At 67.4% G+C, this 19,455-nt stretch carries 13 protein-coding genes; 7 read left to right on the top strand and 6 right to left on the bottom strand.

The genetic code is table 11. The annotated features are described in order from the left end of the window. Positions 1-17: 17 nt before the first annotated feature. Positions 18-383: a VOC family protein gene (locus AC07YH_RS05490; protein WP_494746002.1), complete on the bottom strand. Its 366-nt coding sequence runs from the start codon at positions 381-383 to the stop codon at positions 18-20. Further along, positions 380-1,834 (bottom strand): MFS transporter, encoded by a 1,455-nt coding sequence (locus tag AC07YH_RS05485; RefSeq protein WP_494746001.1) that lies wholly within the window; start codon positions 1,832-1,834, stop codon positions 380-382. Before AC07YH_RS05485 ends, AC07YH_RS05490 begins: the two co-directional genes overlap by 4 nt. Positions 1,835-2,143: 309 nt before the next feature. Here AC07YH_RS05485 and AC07YH_RS05480 point away from each other — a divergent pair, with 309 nt between their 5' ends. The 4 genes from AC07YH_RS05480 (at position 2,144) to AC07YH_RS05465 (ending at position 7,774) form a co-directional block, all read left to right on the top strand. Beyond that, positions 2,144-2,626 carry an RNA polymerase sigma factor gene (locus AC07YH_RS05480; RefSeq protein WP_494746000.1) on the top strand — a complete coding sequence of 161 codons (483 nt, stop codon included), beginning with the start codon at positions 2,144-2,146 and terminating at the stop codon, positions 2,624-2,626. Continuing rightward, complete coding sequence (locus AC07YH_RS05475) at positions 2,623-3,549, top strand: FecR family protein (protein ID WP_494745999.1); 927 nt, start codon at positions 2,623-2,625, stop codon at positions 3,547-3,549. The genes AC07YH_RS05480 and AC07YH_RS05475 overlap by 4 nt, the downstream gene beginning before the upstream one ends. 91 nt (positions 3,550-3,640) lie before the next feature. Next, a complete protein-coding gene (locus AC07YH_RS05470) occupies positions 3,641-6,532 on the top strand; it encodes a TonB-dependent receptor (protein ID WP_494745998.1) in 2,892 nt (963 codons plus the stop codon). Positions 6,533-6,604: 72 nt separating this feature from the next. Continuing rightward, the gene (locus AC07YH_RS05465; protein ID WP_494745997.1) at positions 6,605-7,774 is read left to right on the top strand and encodes a CehA/McbA family metallohydrolase; all 1,170 of its coding nucleotides are present in this window, start codon (positions 6,605-6,607) and stop codon (positions 7,772-7,774) included. A 20-nt stretch (positions 7,775-7,794) separates the two neighbouring features. Here the strand turns inward: AC07YH_RS05465 and AC07YH_RS05460 are convergent, their stop codons facing one another. The 4 genes from AC07YH_RS05460 to AC07YH_RS05445 all read right to left on the bottom strand — a co-directional run bounded on the left by AC07YH_RS05460 (position 7,795) and on the right by AC07YH_RS05445 (position 16,123). Next, positions 7,795-10,104 (bottom strand): beta-N-acetylhexosaminidase, encoded by a 2,310-nt coding sequence (locus AC07YH_RS05460; protein ID WP_494745996.1) that lies wholly within the window; start codon positions 10,102-10,104, stop codon positions 7,795-7,797. A gap of 62 nt (positions 10,105-10,166) precedes the next feature. Further along, on the bottom strand, positions 10,167-11,486 hold the full coding sequence (locus AC07YH_RS05455) for a GntP family permease (RefSeq protein ID WP_494745995.1): 1,320 nt from the start codon (positions 11,484-11,486) through the stop codon (positions 10,167-10,169). A 246-nt stretch (positions 11,487-11,732) separates the two neighbouring features. Further along, positions 11,733-14,591, bottom strand: coding sequence for a TonB-dependent receptor domain-containing protein (locus AC07YH_RS05450; protein WP_494745994.1), 2,859 nt, complete (start codon positions 14,589-14,591; stop codon positions 11,733-11,735). A 593-nt stretch (positions 14,592-15,184) separates the two neighbouring features. Further along, a complete protein-coding gene (locus AC07YH_RS05445) occupies positions 15,185-16,123 on the bottom strand; it encodes a MurR/RpiR family transcriptional regulator (protein ID WP_494745993.1) in 939 nt (312 codons plus the stop codon). 180 nt (positions 16,124-16,303) lie between these two features. Between AC07YH_RS05445 and AC07YH_RS05440 the strand changes: the two genes are divergently transcribed. Genes AC07YH_RS05440 through AC07YH_RS05430 form a run of 3 tightly spaced genes read left to right on the top strand, consistent with a single transcriptional unit; the run spans position 16,304 to position 19,454 of the window. Beyond that, the gene (locus AC07YH_RS05440) at positions 16,304-16,696 is read left to right on the top strand and encodes a RidA family protein (RefSeq protein WP_494745992.1); all 393 of its coding nucleotides are present in this window, start codon (positions 16,304-16,306) and stop codon (positions 16,694-16,696) included. Positions 16,697-16,698: 2 nt separating this feature from the next. After that, on the top strand, positions 16,699-17,988 hold the full coding sequence (locus tag AC07YH_RS05435; protein WP_494745991.1) for a type III PLP-dependent enzyme domain-containing protein: 1,290 nt from the start codon (positions 16,699-16,701) through the stop codon (positions 17,986-17,988). Between the two features lie 11 nt (positions 17,989-17,999). Beyond that, positions 18,000-19,454, top strand: coding sequence for an N-acyl-D-amino-acid deacylase family protein (locus tag AC07YH_RS05430; RefSeq protein WP_494745990.1), 1,455 nt, complete (start codon positions 18,000-18,002; stop codon positions 19,452-19,454). Position 19,455 lies beyond the last annotated feature (1 nt).

The raw sequence follows: 19,455 nt of genomic DNA, 5'->3' as shown, positions 1-19,455 counted from the left end.
CGAGGCCTCTTTTGTTGTCAGGCGCCCAAGTCCAGCAGTTCCAGCTCGTGGCCGTCCAGGTCGGCGACGAAGGCCAGGCGCGCCGCGCCCAGGCTGCGCGGGGACAGGCGGCTGGTCCCGCCGGCCGCCAGGACACGATCGTGGACCGCGTCGACATCGGTGACCATGAAGCCGATCGGGCCGTTGGCGTTGCCCCGCTCCAGCGCCCGGCCGTCGCGCCAGCGGCACAACACGATGCTGCCACCGCTGCCACGCAGGATCAGCTCGTCGAACTCCGGCGCGGCCATCCGCCCGCCGGGCGCGAGGCCCAAGGCGGCGTAGAAGGCGGCCGATCGATCCAGGTCGGCGACGAAGATCTTCAGGAAGCTCTGGGCCGCGCTCATGCCCGCACCGCCGACACCAGGGCCTCACGCTCGGCCAGCAGACGCACGTTCTCGTCGTGACGCTCACGAGTGATGCGGTAGCCCAGCAGGCAAGCCATGCCGACGCCGTACAGCACCACTAGGGTCGGAGCGTAGACCATGACCAGCTTCGTGATGATCTGCGGATCCAGGGTCGCCGGATCGGCCCCCTTCGGAAAGCTGACGGCGCTGAGCAGCAGGCCGGAAACGAAGACACCCAGGCCCGAGACGCACTTCTGGACGATGCTGTTGGCGGCGAAGAACAGACCCTCGGCACGTCGACCCGTGCGGACCGCGCTGTCGTCGATCACGTCCGACAGCATGGCGGTGATCATGATCACCGACACCACCCCACAGGTCCAATAGAGCGTCTGGATCCCCAGCAGGGCCGGGACCAGCAGCTTGGAGCCCTCGGCCGGGAACCAGCCCAGAATGCGCAGACCGAAGGGCAAGAGGCCCAGCGCCACTGTCACGGCTAGCAGGCTGATCGCCGCGCGCTTCTTGCCCAGCAGGCGTGACAGGCGCGGAGCCAGCGGCAGGGCCAGCAGCGAGCCGATCAGCGCGTCCAGGGCCAGGAAGGCGATCTGACCCGAACTGAGCTTCCACCAGTAGGTGGCGAAGTAGAGCGCCAAGGCGCTGACCACGCCGGTGCCTGTGAACTTGATGACGCCATAGCCCATCAGGGCCAGGAACGAGCCGTGCCCCAGGCTCTGGCGCATCTCGCGCAGCACCGCCGGCAGCGAGCGGCGCGGCTGAACCGGCGGCTTGCGGAAGCTGGCGATCCGTCCGTGGGTGCCGGCGGCCGAGACCAGGATCGACAGGGCGATGACGATGGCGGCGGTAACGGCGTAGCGCCACCAGCCGTCCGGATTGAGCAGACCGACAGGATGGCCGGCGTCCGGCTTCAGGAACACCCGCAGGGTGACGATATAGAGCAGCGCGCCGCCGACGATCGCGAACATGTAGCGATAGGCCATGATCGCTGTGCGCTCGTCATAGTCGGCGCTGAGCTCCGGGCCGAGCGCCGAGCTGGGGATCTCGTAGAGCGCGATGAACGTCCGCACCAGGATCGAGGTCGCGACGATGTAGCCGAACAGCGCGCCTTGCGACCAGTCGGCCGGCGGCATGAACAGCAACAGGAAGCTCCCCGCCGTCGGCAGAGCCGAGGCGTACATGAACGGATGCCGCCGCCCCCAGCGCGAGCGCAGCCCGTCCGACAGCTGGCCGATGATCGGATCGAGCAGGGAATCGGCGACCAGGGCGAGCAGGATGGCGCTGGCCACCAGCCCGGCGGGCAGCCCGACGACCTGATTGTAGTAGATCAACAGGAACGACTTGAAGGCGCCGTCCTTGACCCCGTAGGCGACCGATCCGAAGCCGTACAGCAGCTTCGTCCCCACGGGCAGGCGCACGCCCTTCACATCACGTCCCATCGCAACCTCCCTGGCCCTGCTTAGTGAGAGCTCGGTCAAGACGATGGCATTTATGGTGCGCGAGTCAAATTATATTACCCCATATATGATTGGGATTTTTAGCCACCCAAACCAACCGATCCCAACCTTAATCTACCGATAGACAAGAAAGCTCGTGAGCGGCCCACCCCAGGGTGGAAAGGGCCATCAGCCGAGCCTGATCCGTGCGCAGATCGTGTAGATCAGGCGCACGCGGCAATACGCGGCGTCACGAAACCGTATCCGTTCTGACTTAGCGGAGCGGAATCTGACGCTACTTCGGACCCTTCGATGAGTCTGACTCACCTCCGCTCGCGCTGGAGCTATCTGCGCGCGCAAGTCTCCCGGGCGACCCGGCGCGATGACGCCGAAGACCTCCTGCACGACGCCTGGGTGCGGATGACCGAGCGCGCCGCGGCCGTGGACAACGCCGAGGCCTTCCTGGTCCGCAGCGCCTCGAACGGCGGCCGCGACGCCTATCGCCGCGAGCGGCTCCAGCCCCCCTCCTCCCAGGTCACCGAGCTGCAGATCGCGGGCGTGCGCGACGATCTTCCGCTGCAGGACGAGGCGCTGATCGCCCGCCACCGGCTGGAGCGTCTGCTGGCCGGCATCGATCAGCTGAGCCCCCGCACCCGCGAGGTGTTCTTGATGCACCGGCTGGACGGCCGTAAGCATCGCGAAATCGCCGCGCAACTGGGCATCACCCAAAGCGCCGTCGAGAAGCACGTGGCCAAGGCCGTCGAGGTCCTGACCGATTGGATGGAAAATTGGTGACGGCGCCCGCTCACGACGACGACCGCTCGACACCCGTCCGCGAAGCCGCGGCCTGGGTCGCGCGGCTGCACGCCGAGGATCGCTCCGCCGCCGACGAGGCCGCGTTCCGGACCTGGGTCGCCGCCGATCCAGCCAACGCCCAGGCGTTCGATCGCGCCTCGGCGGTCTGGGCCTCGGTCGGCGGCATCGCCGGTCGCATCCAGCGGACGCCCGAGCGCGCGCCGCCGCGTCGCGCGGTGCTGGCGGGCATGGCGGTGGCGGCATTCGGCGGCGGCCTGGCCAGCTGGCGGGTCGCGCGGGCCGGCGTCTACGAGACCGCCATCGGCGAGCAGCGCCGCGTCACCCTGGCCGATGGCTCTCGCCTCTTGCTGGACACCGCCACCAAGCTGCGGGTGCGGATGCAGGACGACAGCCGCGAGGTCCGCATCCACGCCGGCCGCGTCTGCCTGGAGCTGGCGGCCGATCCGCGTCCATTCCTGATCAAGACCGACACCCGTCAGATCACCGCCCACAACGGCCAACTGGACGTGCGCTGCGACAAGGGGACGGCCGCGATCGTCGTCTCCGCCGGCCGGGTCGACATCGATGGCGGCGGCGCGCCCCGCGCCCTGTCGGTGGGCGAGCGGTTGCGGGTCGGCCAGGACGGCGGCGCCGATGCGGTCGATCATCCCAACCTCGACGACCTGCTGGCCTGGCAGAGCGGCCGGGCCGTCTTCCGCGACGCCACCCTGGCCTCGGCCAGCGAGGAGATGAACCGCTACACCGAACGCAAGCTGGTCGTCGCCGATCCCACCGTGGCGGCGCTGCGGCTGAGCGGCGTCTATCGCGTGGGCGACACCGCCGCCTTCGCCAACGCCGTGGCCATGCTGCTGCCGGTCAAGGTGATCCAGACCCCCGACGCCATCCGCATCGACGCCGTCTAAAAAGTTTCACGATTTCGGAAGTGAGGAAGACGCCTCCGAGATCGTCGAGTGGGCGCTCCGGCTTTCGGAGCTGCGCCATTCGGGGATGATCATGAGCGTTGTAAAGCGGCGGGTGCGCCGTTCTTTGGCCGTGGGCGTCGCGCTCGCGGCTCTGTGGAGCGGCGTGGCCGTGGCGCAGTCGCGCCTGGTGCACGTGCAGCTGCCGGCCCAGCCGATGGACCGCGCGCTGGAACAGCTGGCCAAGCAGAGCGGCGCCGACATCCTGTTCACCCAGGACGCGGTGAAGGGCCTGCGCGCGCCCAGCCTGAGCGGCGACTACGACGCCGAGACCGCTGTGCGCCACCTGCTGCAGGGCACCTCCCTGGTCGTCACGCAAGACAGCGCCGGCGCGCTGATCGTGCGGCGCCGCCGCCCTAGCGATGCGCCGGAGACGACTTCGGCGCTGACCGAAGAGCCCGTCCAGGTCGAGGACATCGTCGTCACCGGCATCGCCAACAGCCTGGCCCAGGCCCTGGACCAGAAGCGCAAGGCGACCAACGTCATCGACGTGGTCAAGGCCGAAGACATCGGCAAGTTCCCCGCCCAGAACATCGCCGAGGCGCTGCAACGCGTGCCGGGCGTGTCGATCGTCCGCGACCGGGGCGAAGGCGTGTTCGTCCGAGTGCGCGGCCTGGGCCCCTCGTTCGACATCGTCACCCTGAACGGCCGCACCGCCGCGGTGAACGAAAACGTCCGCGACGGCGGCACCACCGGCCGCCAGTTCCGCTTCGACACCTTCGCCTCGGAACTGGTCTCGGCGGTCGAGGTGATCAAGAGCCCCAAGGCCTCGCTGGACGAAGGCGGCATCGCCGGCATCGTCAACATGCGCACCTTCCGGCCGCTGGACTTCAAGGCGCCGACCGTGACCATGTCGGCGACGGGCAGCTACTCGCAGCTGGCCGACAAGGGTATCGACCCGCGCCTGTCCGGCCTGGCGGCCTGGCAGAATGATGCGGGCACGCTGGGCCTTCTGGCCTCGGCCGTCTATGACGAGCGCACGGTGCGGCAGGACCGCATCATCCAGACCGGCTGGATCGATGGCCGGATCGACGCGGACGGCGACGGCGTCCTCGACCCCGGCACCATCCTGGTCCCCACCGCCAACCGTCCGACCCTGGAGCAGGAACACCGCCAGCGCGTCGGCCTGACCGGCGGCCTGCAGTGGAAGCCGAACGACAACCTGCAGGTCAATCTGGACGCGCTGTGGAGCCGCCTGCAGATCGACTACGATGAGATGACCTATTCGTCGGACTTCCAGACCGCCTCGCCGCGCGCCATCGTGCCGGGCAGCGCGGTGATCATCGACGGGGTCCTGACCCACGCCACGGTCCAGACCAACACCCAGATCGGCCGCGAGGTCTCCAAGCTCGACTACCAGAGCCTGATCCTGGGCGGCAACGTCGCCTGGACGAAGGACAGATGGACCGTCGACGCCGACCTGACCTATAGCCGCGCCTATTCCAACACGCCCAAGCCGATCACGCGCTCGCGTCTGATCGGCCCGGTCGGCCTGGTCACCTTCGACTACGCCCTGGCCGGCGAACGCCTGCCGAACTTGAATTTCGCGGCCAACCTCAACGATCCCAACCTGCTGCCCGGTCGCCGGATCGAATATCGCGTCAACGACTCCCTGGACCACGAAGCCGCGGCCAAGCTGGACGTGATGCGCGAGTTCGGCGACACCGGGATCACCGCGGTGCGCTTCGGCGCCAAGATCCAGGATCGCGGCCGCGACTATCACCGTCGCGACCTGACGCTGCTCAACGGCATCGTCGGCGTCAAATTCCCGATCGAGTTCTTCAACCCCTTCCCGGTGAAGGGCTTCCTCGGCTCGGTGGGCGGCGACCTGCCGCGTGAATGGCTGCAGCCGCGTCCGGACAAGTTCCTGGCCGCTTCGACCGATCTGCAGCAGCAACTGGCCGCCCCTCTGGCCCGGGGCGACCTGCGCAACTCCTACGAGGTCAAGGAACGGATCGCAGCCGGCTACGGCATGGCCGAGTTCAATATCCCGGTCGGCGGCGTGACCCTGCGCGGCGACCTGGGCCTGCGCTATGCCAACACCCGCCAGACCTCGAACGGCTATCTGGACAACGGCACGTTCGCGCGCCCGGTCAGCTTCGTGCGCAACTACGGCAACCTGCTGCCGTCGTTCAACCTGGCGGCGGAAATCACCAACGACTTCCAGATGCACCTTGCCGCGTCGAAGGTGATCACTCGCCCGGCCCTGGCCGATATCGCGCCGCGCCTCTCCACCGCCACCAGCACCCAGCTCACCGCGGCGGGCGGCAATCCGGACCTGAAGCCGTTCGAAGCCTGGCAATACGACGCCACCGCCGAATGGTACTTCGCGCCGTCCAGCGCGCTGATCGGCGGCGTGTTCTACAAAGACATCACGACCTTCGTCTTCGCCCAGACCAAGCCCTTCCTGATCGACGGCGTCAGCTACCAGCTGACCGCGCCGCAGAACGGCGGCGGGGCCTATGTCTACGGCGCCGAGCTGGCCTATCAGCAGACGTTCAAGTTCCTGCCCGCGCCGTTCGACGGTCTGGGCTTCCTGGCCAACTACACCCACACCGAAAGCCAGGGGACCTATTCGACCGCCGCCGGCGTCGTCACCAAGGACGACCTGGTCGATGTGGCCAAGGACAGCTTCAGCGCCACGGCGTTCTACGAGAAGGGCGGCGCGGCCATCCGCCTGACCTATTCGTGGCGCGGCAACGTGCTGCGCGACGTCGGCGGGGCGGGCCTGGCGGCGACCAACGACAAGGCGTTCGGTTCGCTCGACTACGACATCTCCTACGACCTGACGCCGAAGGTCTCGGTCTCGTTCCAGGGCATCAACCTGACGGACGCGGTGCAGTGGAACTACGTCCGCAAGAACCGCTTTGCTGGCTACACCAACTACGGCCGGACCTTCCTGTTCGGCGTGCGCGCCCGCTTCTAGCGCGCCGAAAATCCGGGCGGCGCTCCCCTTCGTCGCCCGGATCCCCCTTCCTTTCGAAGAAAGCCCACGGACATGCGCGTAAGATCGCTTCTGGCCGCCCTGATGCTGTCGGCCTCCCCCGCTCTCGCCCTCGCCGCTTCCAAGGAACCGGCGATCCCGCCGGTCGCCAGCCTGCAGGACGGGACCTGGCTGAAGGGCGACCTGCACCTGCACTCGCGGCACAGCCTGGAATCCACCAACAATCCGGTGAAGAAGATCATCGCCTTCGCCGAGAAGGTCGGCTTCGACTTCATCGCCATCACCGACCACGACAACCACGTGGGCGGCGACGTAGCCCACCACACCTGGGTCGATCCAGAGCTGAAGTCCGACAAGGTGGTGCTGCTCTATGGGGCCGAATGGACCACCCACCGTGGCCACGGCAACGTCTTCTCGGCCAAGCCCTATGAGCACCAACGCCTCTACGACGTGCGTGACGAGCGCGACGCCAAGATCCTGGCGGTCAAGAAGAGCCTGGGAGTCCACCTGTCGGCCAACCACCCGATCGGCAAGGACAATTTCGGCTTCTCCTACGACATCGCCGACTCGATCGAGGTCTGGAACTCGGCGCTGTGGCCCAAGAACGCCAACGCCATCATGATCTGGGACGACATGCTGAAGTCGGGCCGCAAGCTGACCGGACGCGGCGGCAGCGACGCCCACCACGGCGTTCCCGACGCCCCAGCCGACGCCAAGCCCAACAGCGTCCAGGCCACGGCCAACTATGTCGGCACCCCCACCACCTGGGTCTTCGCCAAGACGCGCACGCCGCAAGGCGTGGTCGACGCCCTGACAAATGGCCGGGTCGCGGTCAGCGCCAATCCCTACGCGCCGCGCGTCGAGCTCTATGCCGACCTCGACGCCGATGGGAAGATGGACATGATGATGGGCGACAACGCCAAGCCCACCGGCAAGCCTGTCCACTTCCGCGTCCAGCTGACCGGCAAGGCCATCCCGGCCGACGGCGCCTACACCGTCACGGTGATCAAGGACGGCGACACGTTCGGCAGCTTCCCCGCCAAGGGTCCCAGCCCCGTGGTCGAGTTCGACGACACCCCCGCCACGACGGGCCGCACCTACTACCGCGTCCAGGTCGAGGGCACGCCGACGGCCTATCCCGAGGTCCCCGGCTCCATGGCGCTGAGCGGCAACATGGTCGGCCTGTCGAACCCGATCTATTTCAACTTCGATCCGAACTTCTGAAAGCGCGATCGGGCCTGCCCCTAGAGGCCCTTATCTCCACCAACGAGTGTCGCGGACGGCGAAATCTTGACGCTGTACAGCGCCCACATCGGTTCGATCGCCCGGCTGGCGAAGGTGAAGCACAGGTCGCCGACGCCGCGCCCTGGAACATCGACCTGCAGCTCGGTCAGGGCGCTGTTGCGGGCGGCGTCGGTCAGCGGGACCGTGGCCAGACGTGGCCCCTTGCAGCCGAACCGCACCTCCAGCTCGCCCTCCGGCCGCGACGGCGGCCGCACCGGCAGCGGATCCAGCTTGTTGCCGAGCTGGAAGTTGAACGGCAGTTGGCCGACCGTGACGGTCAGCTTGGCGCCCTTGGTCAGGTCGGCGCTCTTCCAAATCCAGCAGGGATTGAGGATGTCGAGCATGAAGGTCGCGCGCTCGCCCTTCGCGTTCGCCCCGTCGTCCTCGAGGTTCAGGATCAGGTTGTCGGTGCAGCGCGCCAGCTCGTGCGAGCGGCGGGTCAGGGCGCGCTCCGGCGTCACCGCCCATTCGCGCGTCCGGCCCAGCGGATGCTGGTCCAGGAAGGTCCGCGCCTTGAGCTGTACGCCCGGCTTCAGCGCCAGGGCCGCCTTGTAGGGCGGCGACTTGGCGGTCGGCTCCTTGCCGTCGGTGGTGTAGCGCACCTGGCCGACCTGCAGGCCCGTATCGAGCTGGGTGACGATCGTCTCGCTCGGCGTGGCGAAGGACGCTTGCGGCTCGAACGGGACCGGGTCGTAGGCCAGGCCGAGGTCGCTGAGACGGCCCAGGGTGGCGGGCAAACGGTCGGCGAAGCTGTCCCAGTTCTGCTGCTGGCGCGGGGTCCAGGCGTTCTCGGCCAGGGCCGCCAGGCGCGGGAACAGCATGGTCACGGCGCGCTCGTCGGTGCGGATGTGCTCGCTGAACAGCGTGGCCTGCACGCCCAGCACATGCTTGTGCTGCTCGGGCGTCAGTTCCGATGGCTCGGCGTCGAAGGCGTAGACGGTCTTCAGCGTCGACATCTTGCCCCGGCCGGGCGGCTCATCAGGCGAGGTGCTCTGGCGATGGTCGAAATACAGCACCGGTCCCGGCGCCAGCACCGTGTCGTGGCCCTGCTTGGCGGCGGCGACCGCGCCCTCCAGCCCGCGCCAGGACATGACCGTGGCGTTGGGGGCCAAGCCGCCTTCCAGGATCTCGTCCCAGCCGACCAGGCGACGGCCCTTGGCGTTCAGGTGCTTTTCGATGCGCTGGATGAAGTAGCTTTGCAGCGCGTGCTCGTCGGGCAGGCCCAGCGCCTTGATCTTGGCCTGGATGGCGGGGCTGGCCTCCCACTGGGCCTTCAGCGCCTCGTCACCGCCGACATGGATATAGGTCGACGGGAAGATCGCCATCACCTCGTCCAGCACGTCGTCCAGGAAGGCGAAGGTGGCATCGTCGACATTGAAGATGTCGGGATAGACGCCCCAGTCGGCCATCACCTTCTCGGACGCCGGGCGCGTGCCCAGTTGCGGATAGCTGGAGATCGCCGCCTGGGCGTGGCCCGGCATCTCGATCTCGGGCACCACGGTGATGTTGCGGGCGGCGGCGTAGGCGACGATCTCGCGCGCCTGGTCCTGGGTGTAGAAGCCGCCATAGCGCACGGGCTCGCCCGCGGCGGTGAAGCCGGCCGCGCCGACGGGCTGACGCCACGCGCCGTGCTCGGTCAGCTTCGGGTACTTCCTGATCTCCAGCCGCCAGGCCTGGTCGTCGGTCAGGTGCCAGTGGAAGGTGTTGAGCTTCAGGCTGGCCATGCCGTCGAGGATCGTCTTGATCGTCTCGGGGCTACGGTAGTGGCGGGCGGTGTCCAGCATGAGGCCGCGCCAAGTAAAGCGTGGGGCGTCGTCGATCTGGACGGCCGAGACGTGCAGCGGCGCGCCGGCCTTGGGCTGGGCCGCCAGCTGCCACAGCGACACCGCGCCGTAGAACAGGCCGGCCTTGTCCGTGGCGCGGATCTCGGCGCGCTTGGACGAGACGTCCAACGCATAGCCCTCCCCGGCTGGCCCGCCGCGCACCAGCACGACGCCTCCGGTCGCGGGGGCCGCGCCTTCCTTGATGACCAGGCGCACGCCGCGCGTGGCGGCCAGGGTGTCGACCAGCCACTGGGCGGCGACCCGCGCTTCGGTGTCGCCCTGCGCGATCCAGACGGCGTCGCCTGCGCGCAGGGAGAGCTCGCCCTTCAGCGGCGTCAGCTGGGCCGGGGCCGGCGTCACCGCGAAAGCTTGGGCGGCCAGGGCTTGTGCCGGCAGGACGGCGGCGGCGACCACGATCGCGGCGACGGGACGAAGAAGGTTGGACATGATGGACTCCCGAGGTCGGCCGCTTGCCAGCGGCTCTTGATCGTTGGGTTCAAAAGGTTGGGTCAGACGACGAGGCTCAAGCCCAGGACGCAGATCAGGCCCACGACGCCGACCAGGCTCTCCATCACCGTCCAGGACAGCAGGGTCTCCTTCAGCGTCAGGCCGAAATACTCTTTGAACAGCCAGAAGCCCGGGTCGTTGACGTGCGAGAACATCAGGCTGCCCGCGCCGATGGCCAGGACCATCAGGTTGGGATCGACATGGGTCCCGGCCATCATCGGCTGGACCAGGCCCGCCGCCGTCAGGCCGGCGATCGTCGCCGAGCCCAGGGCCACGCGGATGACCATGGCGATCAGCCAGCCCAGCACCAGCGGATGCAGCGGCAAGGCGCCCAACCAGCCGCCCAGTTCGGCGCTGATGCCGCTGTCGACGAAGATCTGCTTCAGGGCCCCTGCCCCGGCCAGGATCAGCAGGATGCCGGCGACGTCCTTCAGGGCGTCGCTATAGCGGTTCATCTGGCCGGTGAACGACTGCCCCCGGAACACGCCCAGGCTGAAAGTCGCGTAGATCAGCGACAGGATCAGCACCACGGCCGGCTGGCCGACGAAGGTGACGATGGTCTTGGCCTCCGAGGGCGCCTTCATCGCGAAGACCAGCGCCGTGGTGGCGGCGATCATCACCACCGGCAGCAGCGCCGTCGTGAAACTGTTGAGCGCGCCGGGCGTAGCGGTCTCGTCCGGTTCGGGCGCGGCCTGCGGCGGCAGGTCGCCGACGGGCACGGCGTTGAAGCGCTTGAGGGTCAGGACCAGCAGCGGGCCGCCGACGGCCAGGGCCGAGATGCTGACGATCAGGCCGTAGCCCAGGGTCAGGCCGGTGTCGGCGCCGAACAGCGCCACCAGGGCGGTCGGCGACGGGTGCGGCGGCAGATAGCCATGGGCGACGGACAGGCCGCTCAGCAACGGCAGGCCGACATAGACCGGCGGCAGGTTGGCGCGCCGGGCGATGGTCAGGATCAGCGGCACCATGACCACGAAGCCGACGCTGTAGAACAGGGGGATGCCGACGATCAGGCCGGTCAGGGCCATGGCCAGCAGGATGAAGCGCAGGCCGACCGCGCCGATCAGGGTGCGGGCGATGCTCTGGGCCGCGCCGCTGTCGGCGATCGAGCGACCGAACATCGCGCCCAGGCAGATGATGGCGGTCAGGCCGCCCAGCATGTCGCCGACACCCTTCTCCATCGACTTGGCCACCTGATCCAGCGGCATGCCGAAGCAGAAGGCCGAGGCCAGAGCGGTCAGCAGGAAGGCGACGAAGGGCGGGATCTTGCCCCAGGCGATCATCACGACCAGCAGCGCGATCAGCGCGACGACTGCGAACACCATGACGATGCGGCCCCAGGATTGGCGGGGATGCTCCCGCTCGAAGGCAAAAAAAGAGTGATTCCCCGGCGCCATGGGGTTCGGAGTACGGCGCCGGGGAATCATAACCCATCACGGCGGGGAGAAACCGTCGGGAGGGCTCTGAACCGACCACGCCACCGGGGAGGCAGTGGTGGTCGGGTCGGACGCGCCGGGGGACAGCGCGCCCTGGGGCCTGTTTGGTCTGACAGGCCCCAGTCTCATGAAGGGTTAGAACTTCAGACGCACGCCGGCGCGGTACATCCGGCCGATAACGTCATAGATGAACGGATTGACGCCCGGGCTGACATTGGTGGTCGGCGAGGCGACCGGGTCCTTGTCGAACAGGTTGTCGATCTTGAAGTAGGCGGTCGTGTTGGCGGTGACCTCGTAAGAGCCGCCGACGTCGACATAGGTCGCGCCCTTCATCTTGTTGTTGTCGATCGTGTGGTGCGCCACCGTCGAGACCGGGCAGGCGCTCGTGCACTCGATGAACTCGTTGCTCAGCACGCCATCGCTGACCCATCGCTCGTAGACGGTCAGGCTCAGCTTGTCCTTGGTCCAGCTCTGGGTGAACGTCGCCTTCCAGTCCGGCGTGTTGCCGGTGTTAACGCCGGCGCTGTCGACCGGGATGGTGCCTAGCACGCCCGAGGTGGTCTCGAAGCTGATGGTGTGCGTGGCCAGCGCCCGCAACTGCACCTGGCCCGGCAGGCCCCAGTCCTCGAGGTTCTTGCGGTAGACCGCCTCGATGTCGAAGCCCTTGTTGTGCAGCGACGCGACATTGAAGGCCTGGACGCGGACGAAGTTGGTGTTCGGCGTGGTGCTGGTCAGCAGCATGGCCGAGCAGATTTCCTGGTTGCCGGCGACGCAGAGATCGACCAGGTCCTGGGCCGCCAGGGTGCTGATCGCGCCCTTCACCTTGATGTCGAAATAGTCGACCGACAGGCTGAAGCCCGGCAGGAACTTCGGCTCGGCCAGCACGACGCCGACCTCGGTGTTGCGGGCCGTTTCCGGACGCAGGTTGTTGTTGCCGACCGTCGACAGCAGGACGTTGGTCGCCGCGCCCTTGTAGAGGACGGTGGCGTTGGTCACGACCGGCGGGGCGAACAGCTCCGACAGGTTCGGGGCGCGGATGTCGCGCGAGGTCACGGCGCGGAAGCGCAAGCCCTCGATCGGGGTCTTCCAGGCGCCGCCGATCTTCCAGGCGGTGACGTTGCCCGAGGTGCTGTACTTGGTCTGGCGGACCGCGCCGTTGATGTTGGCCTCGCCCAGCGTGTCCGACTTCAGGACCGGCACGTTGGCTTCCACATAGCCTTCGACCACGTGATAGTAGCCGTGGCCGCTGTGGTAGTTGCCGGCGTACCAGTTGTTGCCGGCCGTGCGGACCAGAGGGTCGGCCGGATAGGCCCCGTCATACTGGGCGGTGGCGGTCAGGCCGTCGCCGTACGGGTCGGTGATCGTGCGGTAGTCTTCCTCACGCCACTCGCCGCCGAAGGCCAGAGCGACCGGGCCAGCCCAGGTCGAGAGCGGCTCGCCGGTGACGTTGAAGCTGGCGACGCTTTCGATCTGCTTGGAGCGCTGGAACGGACCGTTGGCCGGCAGGACATAGGCCAGGGCGGCCGGGTCCAGGGCCACTTGGCCAATGACGTTCAGCGGCACGCAGCCATTGGCGCGGGCGACCGGGTCGCGGCAGATCGCGATGCCGTTCGGACCCGCGATGGCGTCGATCGCGGCGTTGTAGCGCGAGGTGACCGAGATGTTGTCGACATCGAGTTTGATGCGGTTCGTGCCGAACGCGTAGTAGGCGTCGTACTTCCAGTCCGTGCCGAACAGGTTGTGCTCGCCGCTGGCGCCCAGGACGAAGCGGGCCTGTTCACGCTTGATGTTGACGTCGATCGGGCCAAAGCCGCCGTTGCTGGTGCCGAAGCCGAAGCTGGTGATGCCGGCGGTGGCGCACGAGGCCTTGATCGAGGCGGGAACGAACGGGTTCTCGCACTGGATGGTCAGACCCGTCTTCTCCTCGCCCGTGTTGGGCTGGTTCAGCGAGTAGGCGTCGGCCAGGTTGGCGGTGAAGTAGATCTCGTCGTTGGGCGTGGCCTGGAAGCTGACGCGGCCGTAGGCGACCTTGCGCTTGACGCGCGCGGCCAGGGTCGGCGAGGCGCCGATGATGCCCGACAGGTCGCCGCCCACGCAGAACGGGCTGAAGCAGTTGGTCACCGCGCCCGTGCCGGTGGCGACGCCGTTCGAGCCATACTGGAACTGACGCGGCGCGCCGTTGGCGCCGAAGGCGATGCCTTGTAGCGGGCCGTTCGTGATCAGGCCGTACTTGGCGTACTGGATCTGCTGCGCGCCCTGGATGACGCGGTACTGCGGCAGGCCGTCGGTGGTCGAGCCGATCGGGCGGACCTGGATGACGGGTGAGTTGAACCAGTCGCGGCCGCCAGCCTGTTTCAGGCCGAAGTCACCGGCCAGGACGCCGGCTTCGCGGTTGTACTCGACGCTGCCGATGACGCGCAGGCGACCGTCGAAGAACGACTTGCCGCCGGCGAACTGGGCCACGACCGTGTCGTTGTCGTGATACTTGCTCTCGCCGCCCTCTAGACGGGCCTTGAAGCCCTCGAAGGTCTTGTCGGTGACGAAGTTGACCACGCCGCCGACGGCGTCCGAACCGTACGAGGCCGAGGCGCCGCCCGTGACGACGTCGACGCGCTTGATCAGCAGTTGCGGGAACTGACTGACGTCGGTGACGCCGGTGATGTTGGCCGGCGTGACGCGCTGGCCGTCCAGCATCGTCAGGGTGCGGATGGCGCCGAGGCCGCGCAGGCTGAAGGCGCTGAGGCCCTGGGCGCCGGAGCTGGTGCCGTTGCTGCCCACCGTCTTGCCGGTGCTGCCCTGCAGGGCCGGCATCTGGGTGATGGCCTGGAAGATGTTGGGCTGCGAGGCCTTTTCCAGGTCCTCGGCCGTGACCGTGGTGGTCGGCGTCGGCTGGGTGAAGCCGCGCGAGTTGATGCGCGAGCCAGTGACGACGACTTCAGTGATGGTCGTGTCGTCATTGGCGGTTGGCGTGGCGGCCTGCTGTGCGTTGGCCATCGCCCCCCAGGACAACAGCGCCAGAGCCGATGCAGAACCGGCATAGATACGGCGATTTATCTTGAACAAAATTCCTGCCCCCGTGCTGAGAAGACTATTCCCCTGGCCCCCGGGTGGGAGCACCGACCGCATGCATTACTTTTCTTTTATTCAGCGCTTGAGCACTGATTTATTTATTCCGATCCGGTGAGTCGGGATTGATCTTCAGCGCATCTCTACGAGCACCGGGATCGACTGAACTGAGCACCACGACCAGAATGTGACGAGGTTAGTCACACGCCCTGAACATCGTCAATCGCAAAACATTCATTTATGTAGTGATTATAAAAAATGACATCAAGGCGACATGCACATTGCCATTTTTGCGATATTTTTCAGCCACATAACCGGAGCTCAAAAAATCGGCGCCGATGATATGTCCGCTATCATGAGCGGAAATTCGCCCAGATTTTCAAGGGCGCGAACGATGAGATCGCTACCAGTAAAGGCAAGTCGTGATGGCATTGGCCGCAGACATGCGACCCATTCTCAAATATCCAAACCAATCATGGTCAGAGGAGCGCTCTGCCCGTGAGGGCCGTACGGACAGAGAGCTAATCGCCGATCGGCTGCTGAGGCGCTATTCCGTGCAGCCAGGCGACGCTGCCACGCGCTCGGCGCAACATTTGATGCGCCCGCTCACCCAGGGACGAGGCCACGGCGTAGGCCAAGCGATCGATCACGAACAACTGGGCGAAGCGCATGGGGTTGGGCTGGAACTCCTCCACGCCCGAGGGCGACAGACCCACGTGCAGGCAGATGTCGGCGTCGCGCCCCAGCGGCGAGTCCGCGTCGGTGATGGCGATGCACGCAGCCTTGTAGTGCTTGGCCAACTCCATGCTCTCCTGCAGCTCGCGCGGGCGGCCCGTGGAGGACAGGAAGATCGCCACGTCGCCCGGCGACAGGATGGCGGCCGACATGCGCTGGGCATAGCCGTCGGTGAACACCATGGCCGGGATGTCCAGACGAAACAGCCGGTTGTGGATCTCGCCGGCCAGGGCCGCCGAGCTGCCGCCGATGCCGTAGATCACCACGCGCGCGGCCTTGGCCACGACCAGGGCCGCGGCCTGCAAATCCTTTTCGCTCAAGGTTTCGCGCGTGCGACTCAGAGCGTCGATGATGGTGTCGAACAGCCTGTCGGCCACCGCATCGTCAACGCCCGAGACTTGCACGCCCTCAGTCCTGGCCGGCGCCGGGCGCGTCGCCCGCTCACGCTGGTCGGTCATGGCCTGGGCGTGGGCCAGCTCCTGGATCAGCCGGAACTTCAGGTCCTTGAAGCCCTCGCACCCCACCGTGCGGCAGAACCGCAGGACCGTCGGTTCGCTGACGCCGAGGTCGGTCGCGACCGACCGAACGCTGGCGCGAACGAACTCGTGGGGCGACTTCAGGATCAGCTTGGCGATCTTCAAATCCGACCGCGTCATCGACTCCATCATCGCCTCAAGGCGCGGAAGGATGTCGCCGCCGTCGTCGGAATTTCCAGGTTGATTCACGGACAATTCCCCCACTTCGCGACGCGCGCCTGACGACTGATATCGACAACGATGTCACGCCGCAATCAGCGCCACCAAGCTTGCGATGATAGGAATGATAGTTTTGCTACATTTTCGTTGACACGATTACATTCGACGTGGCTCCTGAAGGCTAACTCGACCTTGAGTCAGGAGACCTTCTTGTCCATCCAACGCATCGGCGCGACGACCACCACCGGCACCGGCGGCCAGGCCCTGCCCTTCTGCCAGGCCACCGTCGCCAACGGCTTCGTCTTCGTGTCGGGCCAGGTGCCGATGGACGAGAACGGCGTCATGGTCGACGGCGGTGTCGTGCCCCAGACCCACAAGGTCATCGAGAACCTGATCGCCATCCTGGCCAAGGCCGGCTGCACGCTGGAAGACGTGGTCAAGGCCAATGTCTGGCTGGACGACGCCCGCGACTTCCACGCCTTCAACCGCGTCTACGCCACCTACTTCGGCGCCGCCCCGCCGGCCCGCGCCTGCGTGCAGTCGCCGATGATGATCGACTGCAAGGTCGAGATCGAGTGCATCGCCCTGATCCCGCAGGCCTGAGGATGACGGTGTCGCTCGCCGATCTCGACAGCCTGCCCCTGGCGCCCGGAACCAAGGCCGTTCCGCTGGACGGCTCGGTCCGCCAGTTGGGTGACCTGGCCAAGCAGGGCCTGAACCTGCTCGGCGGCGACATCCCCTTCCCGGCCGCGGTGCTGAAGCGCGCGGCGATCGACAACAACCTGTCGGTCATGCAGGCCTATGTCGACAGGGCCGGCGCCAAGCTGGCCCCGCACGCCAAGACGACCATGTGCCCGCAGCTGCTGACCCGGCAGATCGAAGGCGGCGCCTGGGGCCTGACGGCCGCGACCATGACCCAGCTGAAGCTGTGCCACGACCTGGGCGCGCCGAACCTGATCCTGGCCAACCAGCTGGTCGGCCGCGCCGAGATCGAAGCCTTGCGCGCCCTCACCACGGCCGCCCCCGATCGTCCCGTCTATGTGCTGGTCGACAGCGCGCCGGGCGTACAGGCGATCTCCGACATCTTCGCCCAGACGCCGGATGCGCCGGCCGCGCGCCTGCTGATCGAACTGGGCATGGCTGACGGCCGCTGCGGCGTCCGCTCGCTGGACGAAGGCCTGACCCTGGCGCGCCTGATCCATGATCTGCCGGGCGTCGAACTGCACGGCGTCGAAGGTTATGAGGGCCTGGTCTTCAGCGACCAAGCCAAGCAGGACGCCGTCGAGGTCGACGCCTATCTGGGCGGCCTGCTAGGCTTCCACCATCGCCTGCGCGCGGAAGGCCTGCTGGCCGATCCAGACAACGCCATCCTGACCGCCGGCGGCTCGGCCTATTACGACCTGGTCGCCCGCGCCCTGGCCGGCGAGACCCCTGGCGCGACGATCGTGCTGCGCAGCGGGTGCTACGTCACCCACGACAGCGGCTTCTACCGCGAACTCTTGAGCCGGATGGACGAGCGCAACGCCGTCGGCCAGCCGCCCCGCCTGAAACCCGCCCTGGAAGTGTGGGCCCGGGTGATCTCACGGCCGCAACCGGACATAGCCATCGTCATGATGGGCAAGCGCGACGTCTCGTTCGACATCCACCTGCCGATGGCCACGCGCTGGTTCCGTGAGGGCCTGCACGCCGCGCCCCAAATTATCGAAGGCGTCGTCACCGCCAAGCTGGCCGATCAGCACGGCTTCCTGACCCTCGCCCCCGACGCCGACCTCGCCGTGGGCGACCTGCTGGGCTTCGAGATCTCCCACCCCTGCACGACCTTCGACAAGTGGTCGGTGCTGCTGGAGATCGACGAGTCCTACGCCGTGCTCGGCGGCCTGAAGACCTTCTTTTGAGTGATCCGGCCTTGAGTGCTCAGTCCCCCCTTACCCGCGTCGCCGACATCGTCCTGAAGGGCGGGCTGGTCATCGACGGCGGCGGCGGCCCGGCGTTCGCGGCCGACGTCGTTCTGGCCGGCGACACCATCATCGCCGTCGGTCCGGACCTGGAGGCTGGCGATGCGCGGGTGATCGACGTCACGGGCCTGGTGGTCGCGCCCGGCTTCATCGACGTCCACACCCACGACGACCTGGTCTGTATCACCCAGCCCGACATGACGCCCAAGATCAGCCAGGGCGTCACCACCGTCATCGCCGGAAACTGCGGGATCTCGGCGGCGCTGCTGCGCTTCGACGAAGCGGTCGACGAGCCGTTCAACCTGCTGGGCGCGCGCGAGGATTTCGCCTACGCCACATTCGCCGACTATCGCCGCGCCATCGAAGCCGCCGCGCCGCGCGTCAACGTCGCCGCCCTGGTCGGCCACTCGGCCCTGCGCGTGCTGTGCATGGACGATCTGCAGCGCGCCGCCACACCGGCCGAGCGCGACCGCATGGACGTCCTGCTGCGCGACGCCTTGGCCGAGGGCGCGATCGGCCTCAGCTCCGGCGTGTTCTACGCGCCAGCCCAGGCGGCCGACCTCGAGGAACTTCAAGCTCTGGCCAAGACAGTGGCGGAGGTCGGCGGCGTCTACACCGCCCATATCCGCGACGAGCGCGAAGGCATCATCGAAGCGCTGAAGGAGGCCTTCGCGGTCACGGAAGCCAGCCGCGCGCCGCTGATCCTGTCGCACCACAAGTGCGCGGGCCTGCGCAACTGGGGCCGCGCGGCCGAGACCCTGGGCCTGATCGACGACGCCCGCACGCGCCAGCCGGTGCATCTGGACTGCTATCCCTACACCGCCGGCTCGACGATCATCCGGCCCGACCTGGCCGACGGCGAGGTCGAGATCCTGGTCAACTGGTCCGAGCCCCACCCCGAGATGGCCGGCCGCACCCTGGCGGCGATCGCCGAGGAATGGCGCGTGACCCAGCCGGAGGCCGCCGAGCGCCTGATGCCGGGCGGCGCCAGCTATTTCCAGATGGCCGAAGCCGACATGCGCGCCATTCTCAGCCATCCCTGCTGCATGGTCGGCTCCGATGGTCTGCCACACGACAAGCGTCCCCACCCGCGCCTCTGGGGCGCCTTCCCGCGCGTGCTGGGCCACTATGCTCGCGACCAGAAGCTGCTGAGCCTGGAGGCCGCCGTCCACAAGATGACGGGCCTGGCCGCGGACACCTTCGGCCTGACGGGACGCGGTCGCATCGCGGCGGGGTTCAAGGCCGACATCACCGTTTTCGACGCCGACACCATCATCGACGAAGCCACCTACGAGACCCCCACCCGTCAGGCCAAGGGCATCGAATACGTGATCGTCAACGGCGGCCTGAGCTGGAGCCACGGCGCGGCCCACGGCGCGCGAGCCGGACGCTTCCTGAGGTCGTAAC

This window comes from Caulobacter sp. GW456-12-1-14-TSB4 (assembly GCF_059424195.1).
The sequence above is the reverse complement of the archived record's forward strand: the minus strand, read 5'-3'. Positions and strand labels throughout refer to the sequence as shown.

Coding starts and splice junctions, on each gene's coding strand:
- AC07YH_RS05490 (WP_494746002.1), bottom strand. CDS start 383: ATGAGCGCGGCCCAGAGCTTCCTGAAGATCTTCGTCGCCGACCTGGAT.
- AC07YH_RS05435 (WP_494745991.1), top strand. CDS start 16,699: ATGACGGTGTCGCTCGCCGATCTCGACAGCCTGCCCCTGGCGCCCGGA.
- AC07YH_RS05485 (WP_494746001.1), bottom strand. CDS start 1,834: ATGGGACGTGATGTGAAGGGCGTGCGCCTGCCCGTGGGGACGAAGCTG.
- AC07YH_RS05455 (WP_494745995.1), bottom strand. CDS start 11,486: ATGGTGTTCGCAGTCGTCGCGCTGATCGCGCTGCTGGTCGTGATGATC.
- AC07YH_RS05460 (WP_494745996.1), bottom strand. CDS start 10,104: ATGTCCAACCTTCTTCGTCCCGTCGCCGCGATCGTGGTCGCCGCCGCC.
- AC07YH_RS05480 (WP_494746000.1), top strand. CDS start 2,144: ATGAGTCTGACTCACCTCCGCTCGCGCTGGAGCTATCTGCGCGCGCAA.
- AC07YH_RS05470 (WP_494745998.1), top strand. CDS start 3,641: ATGAGCGTTGTAAAGCGGCGGGTGCGCCGTTCTTTGGCCGTGGGCGTC.
- AC07YH_RS05450 (WP_494745994.1), bottom strand. CDS start 14,591: ATGGCCAACGCACAGCAGGCCGCCACGCCAACCGCCAATGACGACACG.
- AC07YH_RS05465 (WP_494745997.1), top strand. CDS start 6,605: ATGCGCGTAAGATCGCTTCTGGCCGCCCTGATGCTGTCGGCCTCCCCC.